We start from the raw sequence: 14,692 nt of genomic DNA, 5'->3' as shown, positions 1-14,692 counted from the left end.
CCTCAATTTGGATAATCACTCCGCGCGCCGCGTTACCCGCGCCGACGTGGCTCGCATAGCGGGCACCTCCGTCGCCGTGGTCAGCTACGTGATCAACAACGGCCCGCGCCCGGTGGCGGAAGCCACCCGGCTGCGCGTGCTGGCGGCGATCGAGCAGACCGGCTACCGGCCGAATGACATCGCGCGAGCGCTGGCCTCCGGCAGCACGCAAACCTATGGGCTGGTGGTGCCGGATATTTCCAACCCGTTCTTCGCCACGCTGGCGCGGGCGCTGCAGCAGGAGGCCTTCAGCCGCGGCCGCGTGCTGCTGCTGGGCGACGCCGGCGACGACCGGCAGCGCGAATATGAGCTGATCAACAACCTGCTGCGCCGCCAGGTCGACGGCCTGCTGTACACCAGCGTCGATCGCCATCCGTGGTTCGATCTGATCCGCGCCTCCGGCACGCCCTGCGTGATGATAGATACCATCGACAGCCAGGCCGGCGTCTGCGCCATTCGCGTCGACGAGCGCGACGCCGCCTGCCAGGCGACCCGCCATCTGCTGCAGCACGGCTATCGCGATATCGGCATTTTTATCGGCCCGCTGACCATGCTCAACGCACAGGATCGCCTGAACGGCTGGCGCGATGCGCTGCTGGAAGCGGGCATCGCGCCGCGCGACGAATGGATTTTCGAGGTGCCCTACACCCGCCAGGGCGGTTACCAGGCCACCCAGCGCCTGGTGCAAGGCCCGCGCCCGCGCGCCGTTTTCACCTCTAACGAGCAGCAGGCGCTCGGCTGCCTGTCGGCGCTGGCGGAACATGGGCTGCGCGCGCCGGATGATCTGGCGCTGATCTGTTTTAACGGCACGCAGCAATCCGAATTCAGCGTGCCGCCGCTCAGCGCGGTCGAGCAGCCGATCGACGCCATGGCCAAACGGGCCATCGCCATGCTGGCCGCCGGCGCCGCGCCCGCCGAGCTGCATGAATTCGCTTTTCAACTGCGCATCCGCCACTCGTGCGGCTGTTAGCGGTTTCTCAGGACACCTTACTATGCGTTTAATCATTGATTGCGATCCCGGCAACGGCGTTCCCGGCGCCAACGTCGATGACGGTCTGGCGCTGGCTCTGGCGCTGGCGGCCAAACCGCAGCTGCAACTGGAGCTGATCAGCATCGTGGCCGGCAATACCCCGCGTGAAGTGGGCTTCGCCGTCGCCTCCGATCTGCTGGCGCAGAGCGGCTACCGGGTACCGGTCGCCCTCGGCGCGGCGCGCGCCCTGAGCGAGCCGCCGGAGCCGTGGCGCGCACATCTGGACCGCCCAATCGCCGATCCTCAGCTGGCGGCGCTGTGGCGCGACTTGCCCGCCCCCTCGCTGGCCAACGCGCCCGCACCGGACGCCGCCATCGCCATCGGCGAACTGATCTGCCGGCATCCCGGCGAGATCACGCTGGCGGCGATCGGCCCGCTGACCAACGTTGCGCACGCCATGCAGCTTTACCCGCAGATGGCGCAGGCGGTGAAAGAGATCGTGATCATGGGCGGCGTGTTCAACGTCGAAGGATACATCAAGGACACCAATTTTGGTTTGGATCCGGAAGCGGCGCGGCTGGTGTTGAACAGCGGTGCCAATATCACGCTGGCGCCGCTGGACGTCACCACCCAGACCATGCTGACCCAGGCGGATCTGGCCGCGCTGACCCAGCCGGATACCCCGCTATGCCGTTATTTGCGCGCCACCACGCAGCCGTGGATCGACTATTCGCGCCATACGCGGCGCCTGCCGGGCTGCTGGATCCATGATGCGCTGGTGATCGCCTGGCTGCTGGAACCGCAGTTGGTCACGACCGAAATGTTCCATGTGGATGTGGCGCTGGAAGGGGCGTTGACGCGCGGCAGCTCACGCCGTTGGCGGCCGGGCGGCCTGCGCCTGACGGTCGGTATGCCGCCGCCGCAGGGCAAGCCGGTGCGCATCATGCAGCAGGTGGACAACGCCCGTCTGCTGGCGTTGATCGGCGCAACGCTGGCGCGCGGATGAAAAAAGGTGCGCCAAGGCGCACCAATCATCGAGCCAGCATCGGCAGCGCCGGGTGTTACCCCTTGCCTTTAACGCTGCTGATAAACGTTTTACGCGCAGTGGTAGAGCCCAACTTCTCGGCCTCATTCATCAGCTTCAGCGCCTTATCGATATCGCCCGCCTTCACCGCCTGCTTGATGCCGTTATTAAAGTAGCTTTCGGTATCGTTGAGCATCGGCTCCGCCGGTTTCTCCGGCGTCGGCATCGGTGCCGCCGCTGCGGCCGGGGTGCTCGACCCCACCACCACCGGCGCCACGCTCGGCGCAGGCTGCAGCATGCCGATCATCACGTTGCCGGTGCCCTGTTCAGCGGTGACCTTAAGCTTCAGCGTGCCGGTCGTCGCGTGGCCGGCGATCGGATCCGGGATATCCGGCACCGCGTTGCCCACCCCCTGCGCATAGGCCTTGGCCGGGTTGGTCAGCTGCGTAGTTTTCACCAAATCCTGGCGAGTGGTGTACACCAGCAGGTAAATCTGTTTTTGACCGAGCGCCGGCGTCAGCTTCAGCGTGCCTTCGAGACGATCGGAGGACATCGCCCCCGGCGGCTGGTAAGGGAAATAGCTGCTCGGGTAATACGCCGCCGGGCGCAGATGCTCGTCCAGCACCAGCACGCTCGGCGCGTACAGCGAATTGTTTTTGGCGAGGCTGCTCAGCGTCACTTCCAGCGAACCGCGATCGGCCGGCAACGTATAGGCGGCGATCGCCCCCTGGATCTCGCCCTGATTGAGCTGCGGGCTGACGGCGTCGAGCTTCACCTCTTGCGACACCGGCGGCTGCAACGGCTGCCACGGCAGGCTTTGCAGCGTGGCGGCGCTGATGGCCGGCGCGACGGAAACGTTGGCCGGCGTATCGGCATTGGCCGCCAAAGGCGCGCCGACGGTCAGCGCCAGCGACAGGCAGAGTGACAGCAGATTCTTTTTCATCGTTATATCCTCTTTCAGCGCCGCGATGGATCAGGCAAGAGATCCGGCCGCGGCGAATGCGATTGGGGGAGAGCCTGCGGCCCTCCCCGTCCTGTCGTTACCACCAAATTTCCATCTGGGCGCCGAAGGTGACTTCGTCATCCTTGCCGCGGCTGAAGGTATGCATGCTGGTGTCGTTGTAAGCGGTGCCGGCGTTATACCCGGTGTCATCGCCGGTGGCGTAGCCCCACTTCTCGTCCCACTTGGCGTAGGTGGCGAACAGGCGGATGGCCGGACGCGACCAGATGCTGTTGCCCGCCTGCCATTGCTGAGCCAGGGTCACTTTATACTGGCCGTTGCGATCGCCGGTGCGCTGGGATTTGACGTTGTCATAGCCGGCTTCCAGCAAGGTGCTCATGATCGGCGTCCATTTGTACATCGGGCGCACGCCCACGGTGTACCAGGTGGTGCCGTTGTTGTTGTCGCGGTCGATGTCCTGGAACATGGCGACGTACATCAGCGCCCATTGATCGTTGAAGTCGATGGCGCCGTGATCCAGCACGCGGATCATCTTGCCGTTGTTATCGATGGTGGCGCCTTCGTTGCGGCCGTTGTTCTGCGAGGTCATCGAGTCGGTGGCGTACTGCAGCACGAACTTGTTGTAACCGTTCAGGATGCTCTGCGTGTGTTCCGCGGTGAACATCCAGCCGTCTTTGCTGGCACCGTCCGCCAGGCGGTAGTTATCCTGCGCATTGGCGCGGCCGTAGTCCACGCCCAGCTCCAGGGTGCCGCCCGGGTTCAGCTCCAGGCCGGCCAGACGCAGGTCGAAAGTGTCGTTGACGGTCGGACGCTGTTTCCATTCGTTATCCAGATAGCCGTAAGAGCCGCCGGATTCGGAGTTGCGGGTCACGGCGGCGGACAGCTTGCCGAAGCCCAGATCGATGTTTTCCAGACCGGCGCCCGGGCCGGAGATATCCCAGTAGTAGAAGTCGATCATGTGAACGTCATGACGCTGATAGAAACGCTTACCGGCCCACAGCGTGGAGCCCGGCAGCCAGTCGATCAGGTTTTTACCCTGCACGTTGACTTCGCGGAAGCCCGGCGTCACGTCTTCCCAGTCGGAACGTTGCGAGACCGAATAGGCCAGGTTGGTGTCGAAATAGAAGCTCTTGTCGCCTTCTTTCCACACTTCCTGCCCCAGTTTCAGTTCGGCGTAGGTTTCACATTCGTTGCCGAGACGGTATTTGCTCGCGGCGCCGGTGGCCTTGAAGCACTGTTGCTCACCGCCGCTGCCGGTCCAGCCGATGCCGGAACGGGCGTAACCGTGAAAATCCACGGCCAGCGCCTGAGTAGAGAGAACACCGGCGGCGACAGCCAGTGCCAGAGGAAGTTTGCGCAGAGTAGTCATCATTATTCTCCTGTTATACCGACTTTGATGCTTTAAACGCCCGGCTCCTGGTGCAGCCGTTTACATGCCGTACCGTCTTCACGGAACAGGTGGCAGCGGTGAGGCGGCAGGCCGATGGCGAATGTGGCACCTTCTTCTACCAGCACCACGTCGTTCTGGCGGTACACCAGGTTTTGACGGATGGCCGGGATTTGGATGTGGATTTGCGTCTCGTTGCCGAGCTGCTCCACCACCTGTACGTCGCCGGTAAGCCGCACTTCAGAGGCTTCGCCGGGCAGCAGATGTTCGGGGCGAATGCCCAGTGACAGGTTGGCGCCGGGCTGAACGCCCGCGCCTTCCACCGGCAGCCAGACCAGTTGACGGTTGGGCAGTTCGACCTGCACCTGTTGCGCCTGCGCAGCGGTCACCTTGACCGGCAGGAAGTTCATCTTCGGCGAGCCGATAAACCCGGCGACGAAGCGGTTGGCCGGGTAGTGGTACAGTTCCAGCGGCTTGCCGACCTGCGCCACGCGACCGGCGTCGAGCACCACGATCTTGTCGGCCAGCGTCATCGCTTCGACCTGATCGTGAGTGACGTAAATCATGGTGCGCTGCAGGCGCTTGTGCAGACGGGAGATCTCGATGCGCATCTGCACCCGCAGCGCGGCATCGAGGTTGGACAGCGGTTCGTCGAGCAGAAACACGTCCGGCTCGGCCACCAGCGTGCGGCCGATCGCCACGCGCTGACGCTGCCCGCCGGACAGCGCCTTCGGCCGCCGATCGAGCAGGTGCGCCAGCTGCAGCACCTCGGAGACCTGGTTCACCCGTTGATTGATTTCCGCTTTCCTGGCGCCGGCCAGCTTCAGGCCGAACGACATGTTGTCCGCCACCGACAGGTGCGGATACAGCGCGTAGGACTGGAACACCATGCCGATGCCGCGCTCGGAAGGCGGCACCTCATTCATCCGTTTCTCGCCGATCAGCAGGTCGCCGGAGGTGATGTCCTCCAGCCCGGCGATCATGCGCAGCAGCGTCGATTTGCCGCAGCCCGACGGCCCGACAAACACCACAAACTCGCCGTCTTCGATGGTCAGATTGACGTCTTTGGAAATCACGGCCTCACCGAAGGCCTTATAAACGCTGCGCAGTGTCACGCTAGCCATGCGTTACTCCCCTGCTTTCGCAGTTAACATGTCGTGTGAAAATGGCGGAGGCAAAGCCCGCCAAAACCCATTGATGACCCTCTTGCTGCGCGCCGTGCTGCCATGCCAACGGCAAGGTCGCCTCAGACGGCGCGGCCGCCTGAGTATAAGGCTGCAGGTTTATCAGCGCTTCAAGGCATTGATCCTGATGGGTAATAAGTAAGCGCACCACGCCGTCCCGCTGGCTGACCGCGTTCAGCTCGCCGCGCTGGATGAGCGGCGAACGGCGCAGGGCCAACAGCGCCTGGCAGTAACGTAAGGTGGAGTGGCTGTCGTGCTGTTGGCGGCTGATGGCCAATGCGCGGTGTTCGATCGCCACCTGCTGATACCAGCTGATCTCCCCGGCGGTGACCTGTTCGGGGGCTTCATGCCACGGCATCGGCGTTTGCGCGCCGCGCGGATCCTGCAGGCCGGCGGCATGCGGCAGCCCCAGCTCTTCGCCCTGATACAGGCAGATCGGCGCCGGCAACATCGCCAACAGCGTCAAAAAGGCGGCGGCGGAACGCAAATCGCCTTGCCCCCAGCGGCTGACCACTCTTGGCTGCTCGGCATCCCCGGTGCTCCACAGGCTGTCCGCCAACGTGGCGCGGCGGGCGTGCAACACCGCCGCCAGCTTCTCCGCGCTGAACGGCATCACGTCCAGCGCCAGCGCGCCGTGGGCGAACCGCTGCGGCGCGACGGCATTGCGAACGCGGTTGGCTTCATCGCCGTACCACAGCGTCAGCCCTTCGCCCGTCACCGTCGCCTCGGCCTCCGGCGCCAGCGTCTGCGGCAGCAGCAGGCCGTCGATCGACAGCGCTTTCAGGTACGGCAGCGCTGCAAGCATGCCGTGTGCGTCGCCCACGCCGTCCCCGTTTCCGTCACGGAAACTGGCCGGATGGATCCGGTACAGGGTGGGCTGAGTGGCGATAGGCATTGACGACATAAATCCGGTATCCCTGCTGCGCGTGGCGTTAAAAATCGATGTGCCGATAGTGCGGGAGTCACCGGAAAGGGTAATCATCCGTAACAGGATTTTTCATGGGGGAGGAGGCGGGAGGATGAGAGAACGACCGCGGCGATGAGAAGTTCCGCGCTTAAGGCAAATCTGTGATCCGGCTGGCAAAAATCGCCCCCCTATTTTGTGCCTGACGCCACAGAATAGAGCACAACGTTAACTGGATCACACTCCTCATCTTAGGGGCGTAGAGGGGGGAGGATGAGAATATGTCGCGTTGTGACCCACTATTACCGCGAAACGTCTCTCCTTGATTTATGTGCCCACAAAAAGAAGGACTGGATTATGACTCGCAGCATTACCCTCGCCCGCACGCTGGCGCTCTCGGCACTGGCCACCCTGGTGCTCTCTTCTTCCGCCTTCGCCAAGATTGAGGAAGGCAAACTGGTTATCTGGATCAACGGCGACAAGGGCTATAACGGCCTGGCGGAAGTCGGCAAGAAATTCGAAAAAGACACCGGCATCAAGGTCACCGTCGAGCACCCGGACAAACTGGAAGAAAAATATCCGCAGGTGGCCGCCACCGGCGACGGTCCTGACATCATTTTCTGGGCCCACGACCGCTTCGGCGGCTATGCGCAGTCCGGCCTGTTGGCCGAAATCCACCCGTCCAAAGCCTTCCAGGACAAGCTGTTCCCGTTCACCTGGGACGCCGTGCGCTATGACGGCAAGCTGATCGGCTACCCGATCGCCGTCGAAGCGCTGTCGCTGATTTACAACAAGGACTTGGTCAAACAGCCGCCGAAGACCTGGGAAGAGATCCCGGCGCTGGACAAACAGCTGCGCGCCGGCGGCAAGAGCGCCATCATGTGGAACCTGCAGGAACCCTACTTCACCTGGCCTATCATCGCCGCCGACGGCGGTTATGCCTTCAAGTATGAAAACGGCAAATACAACATCAAGGATGTCGGCGTCGCCAACGCCGGTTCACAGGCTGGCCTGCAGTTCATCGTCGATCTGGTGAAAAACAAACACATCAACGCCGATATCGATTACTCGATCGCCGAGGCCGCGTTCAACAAAGGCCAAACCGCGATGACCATCAACGGGCCATGGGCCTGGAACAACATCGAGCAGAGCAAAATCAACTACGGCGTGACGCTGCTGCCGACCTTCAAAGGCAAACCGTCCAAGCCGTTCGTCGGCGTGCTGACCGCCGGCATCAACGCCGCCAGTCCGAATAAGGAGCTGGCGACCGAGTTCCTCGAAAACTACCTGCTGACCAACGAAGGGCTGGCGGACGTCAACAAAGACAAACCGCTGGGCGCGGTGGCGCTGAAATCCTACCAGGAGGCGCTGGCCAAAGATCCGAAGATCGCCGCCACCATGCAGAACTCGCAAAACGGGGAGATTATGCCGAACATCCCGCAGATGAGCGCCTTCTGGTACGCCGAACGCAGTGCAGTGATCAACGCCGTCAGCGGCCGTCAGACGGTGAAAGCCGCGCTGGACGACGTGCAGACCCGCATCACCAAGTAACGACGTCGTGCGGGGCGCCGTGGCGCCCCGCCATTGCTTCACAGAAAGGAACGCCCTATGCAATTCGCTCACGCCGGGACGCCTGCGCGTAAAAAATCGAAGTGGTGGCAAAGCGACGCGCTGAAATGGCTGGTGGTCGGCCTGTTCAGCCTGGTGACCTGCTACCTGATTGTGTTGATGTATGCACAGGGTGAATACCTGTTCGCCATCCTGACGCTGATCCTGGTCAGCGCCGGACTTTACGTCTTCGCCAACCGCCGCGCCTACGCCTGGCGCTATGTGTATCCCGGCGTCGCCGGCATGGGACTGTTCGTCCTGTTCCCGCTGATCTGCACCATCGCCATCGCCTTTACCAACTACAGCAGCACCAACCAGCTGACCTTTGAGCGCGCGCAATCGGTGCTGATGCAACGCCAGTTCCAGAGCGGCAAAACCTTCACCTTCGGCCTCTACCCGGCGGAAAATCAGCAATGGCGCCTGCAATTAACCTCGCCGGATAGTGAACAGCCGATGATTTCCGAGCCTTTCCGCCTCGACGCCGCTGCGCCGCAAACCCTGACATTGACCACGCAGAGCGCCGCGCCGCAGGGCGAACGCGCCACGCTGCGAGTGATCACCCAGAACCGGCAAGCGCTGAGCCAGCTGGTGGCGCAACTGCCCGACGGCGGTGAATTGCGCATGAGCTCTCTTCGCCAATTCTCCGGCACCCGTCCGCTGTATGCGCTGGACAAAGACGGCAGCACGCTGACCAATAACCAGACCCAGGTGCGCTATCGGCCGAACGGCGACATCGGCTTCTATCAGGCGATCAACGCCGACGGCGGCTGGGCGCAGGAAACCCTGAGCCCCGGCTATACCGTCACCACCGGCTGGAAAAACTTCCTGCGGGTGCTGCAGGACGAAGGCATCAAGAAACCGTTCGTGTCGATCTTCATCTGGACCATCGTGTTCTCGGTAATGACGGTGATCCTCACCGTGGCGGTCGGCATGGTGTTGGCCTGCGTGGTGCAGTGGGAGGCGCTGAAAGGCAAGGCGATCTACCGCGTGCTGCTGATCCTGCCCTATGCGGTGCCGTCGTTCATCTCGATCCTGATCTTCAAAGGGTTGTTCAACCAGAGCTTCGGCGAAATCAACATGATGCTCAGCCATCTGTTCGGCATCAAACCCGCCTGGTTCAGCGATCCGCTCACCGCCAAGAGCATGATCCTGATCGTCAACACCTGGCTCGGCTACCCGTACATGATGATCCTGTGCATGGGGCTGCTGAAAGCGATCCCGGACGATCTGTACGAGGCCTCGGCGATGGATGGCGCCAACCCGTGGCAAAACTTCTTCCGCATCACCTTGCCGCTGCTGATCAAGCCGCTGACGCCGCTGATGATCGCCAGCTTCGCCTTCAACTTTAACAACTTCGTGCTGATCCAGCTGCTGACCAACGGCGGCCCGGACATGATCGGCACCACCACGCCGGCCGGCTATACCGATCTGCTGGTCAGCTACACCTACCGCATCGCCTTCGAAGGCGGCGGCGGGCAAGACTTCGGCCTGGCGGCCGCCATCGCCACGCTGATCTTCCTGCTGGTGGGCGCGCTGGCGATCCTGAATTTGAAAGCCAGCAAGATGAACTTCGATTAGGGAGAATAACGATGGCCATGGTTCAACCCAAATCCCAGCGCTTGCGCCTGTGGATCACCCATATCTTGATGCTGTGCTTTATCGCCCTGATCATGTTTCCGCTGCTGATGGTGGTCGCCATCTCGCTGCGCTCCGGCAACTTCGCCACCGGCAGCCTGATACCGGAAACCCTCTCTTGGGATCACTGGCGGCTGGCGCTCGGCTTCAGCGTCACCCACGCCGACGGCAGCGTGACGCCGCCGCCGTTCCCGGTGCTGCTGTGGCTGTGGAACTCAGTCAAGATCGCGGCGATCACCGCCATCGGTATCGTGACGCTATCCACCACCTGCGCCTACGCCTTCGCCCGCATGCGTTTTCGCGGCAAGAGCGCGCTGTTGAAAAGCATGCTGATCTTCCAGATGTTCCCGGCGGTGCTGTCGCTGGTGGCGCTGTACGCCCTGTTCGATCGCCTGGGACAGTACATTCCGTTTATCGGCCTGAACACCCACGGCGGCGTGATTTTCGCCTACATGGGCGGCATTGCGCTGCACGTCTGGACTATCAAAGGCTATTTCGAAACCATCGACAATTCGCTGGAAGAAGCGGCGGCGCTGGATGGCGCCACGCCGTGGCAGGCGTTTCGTCTGGTGCTGTTGCCGCTGTCGGTGCCGATTCTGGCGGTGGTATTCATTCTGTCGTTTATTGCCGCCATCACCGAAGTGCCGGTGGCGTCGCTGCTGCTGCGCGATGTGAACAGCTACACGCTGGCGGTGGGGATGCAGCAATATCTCAACCCGCAGAACTACCTGTGGGGCGACTTCGCCGCCGCCGCGGTACTGTCGGCGATACCGATTACCGCCGTGTTCCTGCTGGCGCAGCGCTGGCTGGTGGGTGGCCTGACGGCCGGCGGCGTGAAGGGGTAATTTGTGCCACTGCAGTGCGTTTGATGTTTTTCCTTATCTTTTACCCTATGGATTTCAAGTTACAGCCAGGCGACCAGCTCGCTAAGCCCAGGCGCTTACTTCAGTAAGTAACTGGGGTTAGCGAGTGCAGTCAACAACGCTGTCGCTTGAAAGACGACGGGTAATTATATCCTGTGTCTTTGGCGGCCTTTGGCCGCCATTTTTATCTCAGCTACTCCCGTTTCAGCCGGTCGGTGTTAGCCAGATAGAGCGTCACCACCAGCACCAATATCGCCGCCGCGTAGATCAGGGTGTCGATGGGATTTTTGTGATCCACGATAATCAAACGAATAATCGCGGTAATGCCGATATAAATAAAATAGCGCAGCGGGAAATGATAACCCGACTCAAAATACTTGACGATCAAGGCGATAAATTCAAAGTACAAAAAATAAATCACGATGCCTTCAATCAACAGGTAAGAGGACGACTCTTCGCTGTTAATAAATAACACCTTCGCCAGATGGATGGTCTCCTTGACCAGAAATACCACCAGAATTGCCGCCAGCAGCAACAAGCCCACGTTCAGCACCCGCTGCAGCCCCTTCGCTATCATGATCGAACGCGACGTTTTTGCCATAAAGATCCTCTCTGATTACCGCTTAAATTATCCGTTAGCGCCAATATAGGCATTGTCTTAAAATTTGGCCTTCGCGCGAAAGCGTTTTTAAACCCCATTTAATTCATCACCTTATAATAAGATGTTTCTGACTCATAGATTTGTAGCAAATCGAAATGTCAACTATCATGGGACGCAGAGATCTTTACATAAAACCAATAACCTCGAATTAACAAGGGATTTTTTATGCGCGCTAAACTTAACGGACTGGTCGCTGCGGGCCTGTTTACCTGTGCATTATCCGGCCACGCCGCCGGCCTGGTAGCCCCTGACAACGATCTGCGTAACGATCTCGCCTGGTTGTCTGACCGCGGCGTCATCAACGTCAGCCTGTCCACCTGGCCGCTGAGTCAGGAAGAGATCAGTTCCGTTATCGCGCAGGCCAAGCCGGTGACCAATACCGAGAAGAACGTCATCGATCGCGTGCAACGCCGCGTCGATGCGTTAAAGGCCAACATCCGCGTCAGCGGTTACGCATCGACCGATAAACCCGGCACCCCGCAGGGCTTCGGCCAAAACGAGTACGCCGACGATCGCCTGACCATCGGCGCCGGCGCCAACGGCGAGTTCTGGGATGTGCGTCTGCAAGGCTCGGTGGAAGGCGATCAGCGCGTCAGCGACGGCTCAAAATTCAATATGAACGGCTCCTACGGCGCAGTGAAAATCTGGAACCAGTGGCTCTCCTTCGGCGAGGTTTCCCAATGGTGGGGCCCGGGTTACGACGGCAGCCTGATTCGCTCCGACGCCGCGCGCCCGGTAGCCGGCTTTATGCTGCAGCGCGCCGATCAATCGCCGTTTGAAACCCCGTGGCTGTCGTGGATCGGCCGCTGGCAATACCAACTGACCGCAGGCCAGCTGTCACAGTACAGTTCTGTACCGCACACCAAACTGATCGGCGGCCGCTTCACCATGATGCCGACAGACTTCCTCGAATTGGGTGCGTCACGTGTCATGATGTGGGGCGGTGAAGGCCGTCCGCAGTCCTGGAGTTCGTTCTGGGATGCGACAACCGGCAAAGACAATACCGATAATTCAATCAATGACCCGGGCAACCAGCTCGCCGGTTTCGACTTCAAGCTGAAAATGCAGCCGCTGATTGGCCTGCCGGTCAGCCTGTACGGCCAACTGGTCGGCGAGGATGAAGCCGGTTATCTGCCATCACAAAATACGTATCTGTTGGGTCTGGAAGGTCACCCTGAGTGGGGCAGCACCACGATCAACTGGTCGATTGAAGGGGCGGATACCCGCGCCAATATGGATCGCAAAGGCTATGTCTACAATCACTGGGTCTACAAAGGCGGCTACTATCAGCAGGGCTACCCGCTGGGTCACGCAATGGGCGGCGACGGCCAGATGCTGTCCGGCCGCGTCGAGCTGGTGCTGGACGACAGTCAGCGCTGGAGCACCCGTCTGGTATACGCCAAGGTGAACCCGCGGAGCCAAAGCATCAACCAGGCGTTCCCGAAATCCGATACGCTGAAGGGCGTCCAGGTCGGTTGGGGTTACACCTTCCCGTCCCAGGTTAAGTTCGATACCAGCCTGTGGTACACCGACAACGATCACAGCACCGCCGATGACGTGGGCGCGGGCGTCAGCTTCGAAGTGCCGATCAATCTGTAATTTGTTACAGACGTAAAAAAACCCGCCGCGGCGGGTTTTTTATTGGCTTCAGCTCAGGCGCTTAGCGCCATTCCTTGAAGCGGTTGATCAGCGCATTGGTCGAGCTGTCATGGCTGCTGATTTTCTCGCTGCCCGCCAGCTCCGGCAGGATGCGGTTAGCCAGCTGTTTGCCCAGCTCCACGCCCCACTGATCGAAGGTGAAGATGTTCAGGATCGCGCCCTGGGTGAAGATCTTGTGCTCGTACAGCGCGATCAGGCTGCCCAGGCTGAACGGGGTGATTTCGCGCAGCAGGATTGAGTTGGTCGGCCGGTTGCCTTCAAACACCTTGAACGGCGCCACGTGCTTGACCTGCTCAGGGGTTTTGCCCTGCGCCGCGAACTCGGCTTTCACTACTTCCAGCGATTTGCCAAACGCCAGCGCTTCGGTCTGAGCGAAGAAGTTGGACAGCAGTTTGGCGTGATGATCGCCCAGCGGGTTATGGCTGATGGCCGGCGCGATGAAATCGCACGGCACCAGCTTGGTGCCCTGGTGGATCAGCTGGTAGAACGCGTGCTGGCCGTTGGTGCCCGGCTCGCCCCAGATGATAGGGCCGGTCTGGTAATCCACCGGGTTGCCGTTGCGATCGACGTACTTGCCGTTGGATTCCATGTTGCCCTGCTGGAAGTAAGCGGCAAAACGGTGCATGTACTGATCGTACGGCAGAATGGCTTCGGTTTCGGCGCCGAAGAAGTTGTTGTACCAAATACCGATCAGCGCCAGCAGCACCGGCAGGTTTTTCTCCGCCGGCGTTTCGGCGAAGTGCTTGTCCATAGCGTGCGCGCCGCTCAGCAGCTGCTCGAAGTTGTCATAACCGATGGACAGCGCGATCGACAGGCCGATCGCCGACCACAGGGAGTAACGGCCACCGACCCAGTCCCAGAATTCGAACATGTTGTCGGTATCGATGCCGAACTCGGCTACCGCTTTGCCGTTGGTGGACAGCGCGGCGAAGTGCTTGGCCACGTGCTGTTGATCGGCGGCGCTGCTCAGGAACCAGTCACGCGCGCTGTGGGCGTTGGTCATGGTTTCCTGAGTGGTGAAGGTTTTGGAGGCCACCAGGAACAGTGTGGTTTCCGGATTCAGCGGCTGCAACGTTTCGGCGATGTGGGTGCCGTCGACGTTGGAGACGAAGTGCATGTTCAGGTGGTTTTTATAAGGGCGCAGTGCTTCGGTCACCATGTAAGGGCCGAGATCCGAACCGCCGATGCCGATGTTCACCACGTCGGTGATCGGCTTGCCGGTGTAGCCTTTCCACTCGCCGCCGATGACGCGCGCGCAGAACTGTTTGATCTTGGCCAATACCGCGTTCACTTCCGGCATCACGTCTTTGCCGTCGACCAGAATCGGGCTGTTGCTGCGGTTGCGCAGGGCAATATGCAGCACCGCGCGATCTTCGGTGCGGTTGATCTTCTCACCGGCGAACATCGATTTGATGGCGCCTTGCAGATCGGTTTCTTTCGCCAGCGCCTGCAGCTTCTCCAGAGTTTCCTGCGTGATGCGGTTCTTGGAATAGTCCACCAACATTTGGTCGTTGAAGGTCGCGGAGAACCTGGAGAAACGATCGCTGTCCTGGGCGAACAGGTCAGCGATCCGTACGTCTTTCATCTGTGCATAATGTTGCTGCAGGGCTTGCCAAGCAGCGGTTTGACTAGGATTGATATTTTTCATAGCAACACTCTTAGGCTTGAGAATAAAAATGACGCGTTTGTCCGATTGTAGCCTGTTCGACTGTGATTATGATCTCTTTTCTTGCGATAGGCGCTAACTGTCAACGCATTGCCGCCTCGTTTCAGCTTTCACTCTATACTTTTGGCTAA

Annotated in this window: 12 protein-coding genes; 6 read left to right on the top strand and 6 right to left on the bottom strand. The window is 60.6% G+C overall.

Annotated features, from left to right (window positions below; translation table 11 throughout):
- The first annotated feature begins 7 nt into the window (after positions 1–7).
- The gene (locus tag ACMGF7_RS10040) at positions 8–1,009 is read left to right on the top strand and encodes a LacI family DNA-binding transcriptional regulator (protein WP_048325669.1); all 1,002 of its coding nucleotides are present in this window, start codon (positions 8–10) and stop codon (positions 1,007–1,009) included.
- 22 nt (positions 1,010–1,031) lie between these two features.
- The gene (locus ACMGF7_RS10035) at positions 1,032–2,015 is read left to right on the top strand and encodes a nucleoside hydrolase (RefSeq protein WP_088381960.1); all 984 of its coding nucleotides are present in this window, start codon (positions 1,032–1,034) and stop codon (positions 2,013–2,015) included.
- Positions 2,016–2,070: 55 nt separating this feature from the next.
- Here the strand turns inward: ACMGF7_RS10035 and malM are convergent, their stop codons facing one another.
- The 4 genes from malM to ACMGF7_RS10015 form a co-directional block, all read right to left on the bottom strand.
- On the bottom strand, positions 2,071–2,976 hold the full coding sequence (gene malM / locus ACMGF7_RS10030) for a maltose operon protein MalM (protein WP_015379232.1): 906 nt from the start codon (positions 2,974–2,976) through the stop codon (positions 2,071–2,073).
- Positions 2,977–3,073: 97 nt separating this feature from the next.
- The gene (locus ACMGF7_RS10025) at positions 3,074–4,363 is read right to left on the bottom strand and encodes a maltoporin (protein WP_015379233.1); all 1,290 of its coding nucleotides are present in this window, start codon (positions 4,361–4,363) and stop codon (positions 3,074–3,076) included.
- A 32-nt stretch (positions 4,364–4,395) separates the two neighbouring features.
- The gene (gene malK / locus ACMGF7_RS10020; RefSeq protein WP_049241402.1) at positions 4,396–5,505 is read right to left on the bottom strand and encodes a maltose/maltodextrin ABC transporter ATP-binding protein MalK; all 1,110 of its coding nucleotides are present in this window, start codon (positions 5,503–5,505) and stop codon (positions 4,396–4,398) included.
- On the bottom strand, positions 5,498–6,469 hold the full coding sequence (locus tag ACMGF7_RS10015) for an alpha-amylase family glycosyl hydrolase (RefSeq protein ID WP_015379234.1): 972 nt from the start codon (positions 6,467–6,469) through the stop codon (positions 5,498–5,500). The genes malK and ACMGF7_RS10015 overlap by 8 nt, the downstream gene beginning before the upstream one ends.
- A gap of 357 nt (positions 6,470–6,826) precedes the next feature.
- Between ACMGF7_RS10015 and malE the strand changes: the two genes are divergently transcribed.
- From malE to malG, 3 genes are read left to right on the top strand one after another with little or no spacing between them, the layout of a single operon-like run.
- Complete coding sequence (malE, locus tag ACMGF7_RS10010) at positions 6,827–8,020, top strand: maltose/maltodextrin ABC transporter substrate-binding protein MalE (RefSeq protein WP_420286427.1); 1,194 nt, start codon at positions 6,827–6,829, stop codon at positions 8,018–8,020.
- Between the two features lie 57 nt (positions 8,021–8,077).
- Positions 8,078–9,655, top strand: a complete 1,578-nt coding sequence (gene malF, locus ACMGF7_RS10005; RefSeq protein WP_049241399.1) for a maltose ABC transporter permease MalF — start codon at positions 8,078–8,080, stop codon at positions 9,653–9,655.
- 11 nt (positions 9,656–9,666) lie between these two features.
- The gene (gene malG / locus ACMGF7_RS10000; RefSeq protein WP_049241397.1) at positions 9,667–10,557 is read left to right on the top strand and encodes a maltose ABC transporter permease MalG; all 891 of its coding nucleotides are present in this window, start codon (positions 9,667–9,669) and stop codon (positions 10,555–10,557) included.
- Between the two features lie 211 nt (positions 10,558–10,768).
- On the opposite strand, the gene psiE is transcribed toward malG, so the two are convergent.
- Positions 10,769–11,176 (bottom strand): phosphate-starvation-inducible protein PsiE, encoded by a 408-nt coding sequence (gene psiE, locus ACMGF7_RS09995; protein WP_015379238.1) that lies wholly within the window; start codon positions 11,174–11,176, stop codon positions 10,769–10,771.
- Positions 11,177–11,401: 225 nt separating this feature from the next.
- On the opposite strand from psiE, the gene ACMGF7_RS09990 reads away from it, so the two are divergent.
- Entirely contained in the window at positions 11,402–12,835 is a 1,434-nt protein-coding gene (locus tag ACMGF7_RS09990; protein WP_197763813.1) for a capsule assembly Wzi family protein, read from the top strand.
- A 61-nt stretch (positions 12,836–12,896) separates the two neighbouring features.
- Here ACMGF7_RS09990 and pgi read toward each other — a convergent pair whose 3' ends face one another.
- A complete protein-coding gene (gene pgi, locus ACMGF7_RS09985; protein WP_420286426.1) occupies positions 12,897–14,543 on the bottom strand; it encodes a glucose-6-phosphate isomerase in 1,647 nt (548 codons plus the stop codon).
- Positions 14,544–14,692: the final 149 nt, after the last annotated feature.

This window comes from Serratia sp. BNK-17 (assembly GCF_048684935.1).
GTDB lineage: Bacteria > Pseudomonadota > Gammaproteobacteria > Enterobacterales > Enterobacteriaceae > Serratia > Serratia nematodiphila.
This window is presented reverse-complemented; position numbering and strand designations above follow the sequence as displayed.

What these genes read in the sequence shown, in the direction of transcription:
- malM (WP_015379232.1), bottom strand. Translation starts at nt 2,976, where the DNA reads ATGAAAAAGAATCTGCTGTCACTCTGCCTGTCGCTGGCGCTGACCGTC.
- ACMGF7_RS10035 (WP_088381960.1), top strand. Translation starts at nt 1,032, where the DNA reads ATGCGTTTAATCATTGATTGCGATCCCGGCAACGGCGTTCCCGGCGCC.
- ACMGF7_RS10025 (WP_015379233.1), bottom strand. Translation starts at nt 4,363, where the DNA reads ATGACTACTCTGCGCAAACTTCCTCTGGCACTGGCTGTCGCCGCCGGT.
- malE (WP_420286427.1), top strand. Translation starts at nt 6,827, where the DNA reads ATGACTCGCAGCATTACCCTCGCCCGCACGCTGGCGCTCTCGGCACTG.
- pgi (WP_420286426.1), bottom strand. Translation starts at nt 14,543, where the DNA reads ATGAAAAATATCAATCCTAGTCAAACCGCTGCTTGGCAAGCCCTGCAG.
- malG (WP_049241397.1), top strand. Translation starts at nt 9,667, where the DNA reads ATGGCCATGGTTCAACCCAAATCCCAGCGCTTGCGCCTGTGGATCACC.
- malK (WP_049241402.1), bottom strand. Translation starts at nt 5,505, where the DNA reads ATGGCTAGCGTGACACTGCGCAGCGTTTATAAGGCCTTCGGTGAGGCC.
- malF (WP_049241399.1), top strand. Translation starts at nt 8,078, where the DNA reads ATGCAATTCGCTCACGCCGGGACGCCTGCGCGTAAAAAATCGAAGTGG.
- psiE (WP_015379238.1), bottom strand. Translation starts at nt 11,176, where the DNA reads ATGGCAAAAACGTCGCGTTCGATCATGATAGCGAAGGGGCTGCAGCGG.
- ACMGF7_RS10015 (WP_015379234.1), bottom strand. Translation starts at nt 6,469, where the DNA reads ATGTCGTCAATGCCTATCGCCACTCAGCCCACCCTGTACCGGATCCAT.
- ACMGF7_RS09990 (WP_197763813.1), top strand. Translation starts at nt 11,402, where the DNA reads ATGCGCGCTAAACTTAACGGACTGGTCGCTGCGGGCCTGTTTACCTGT.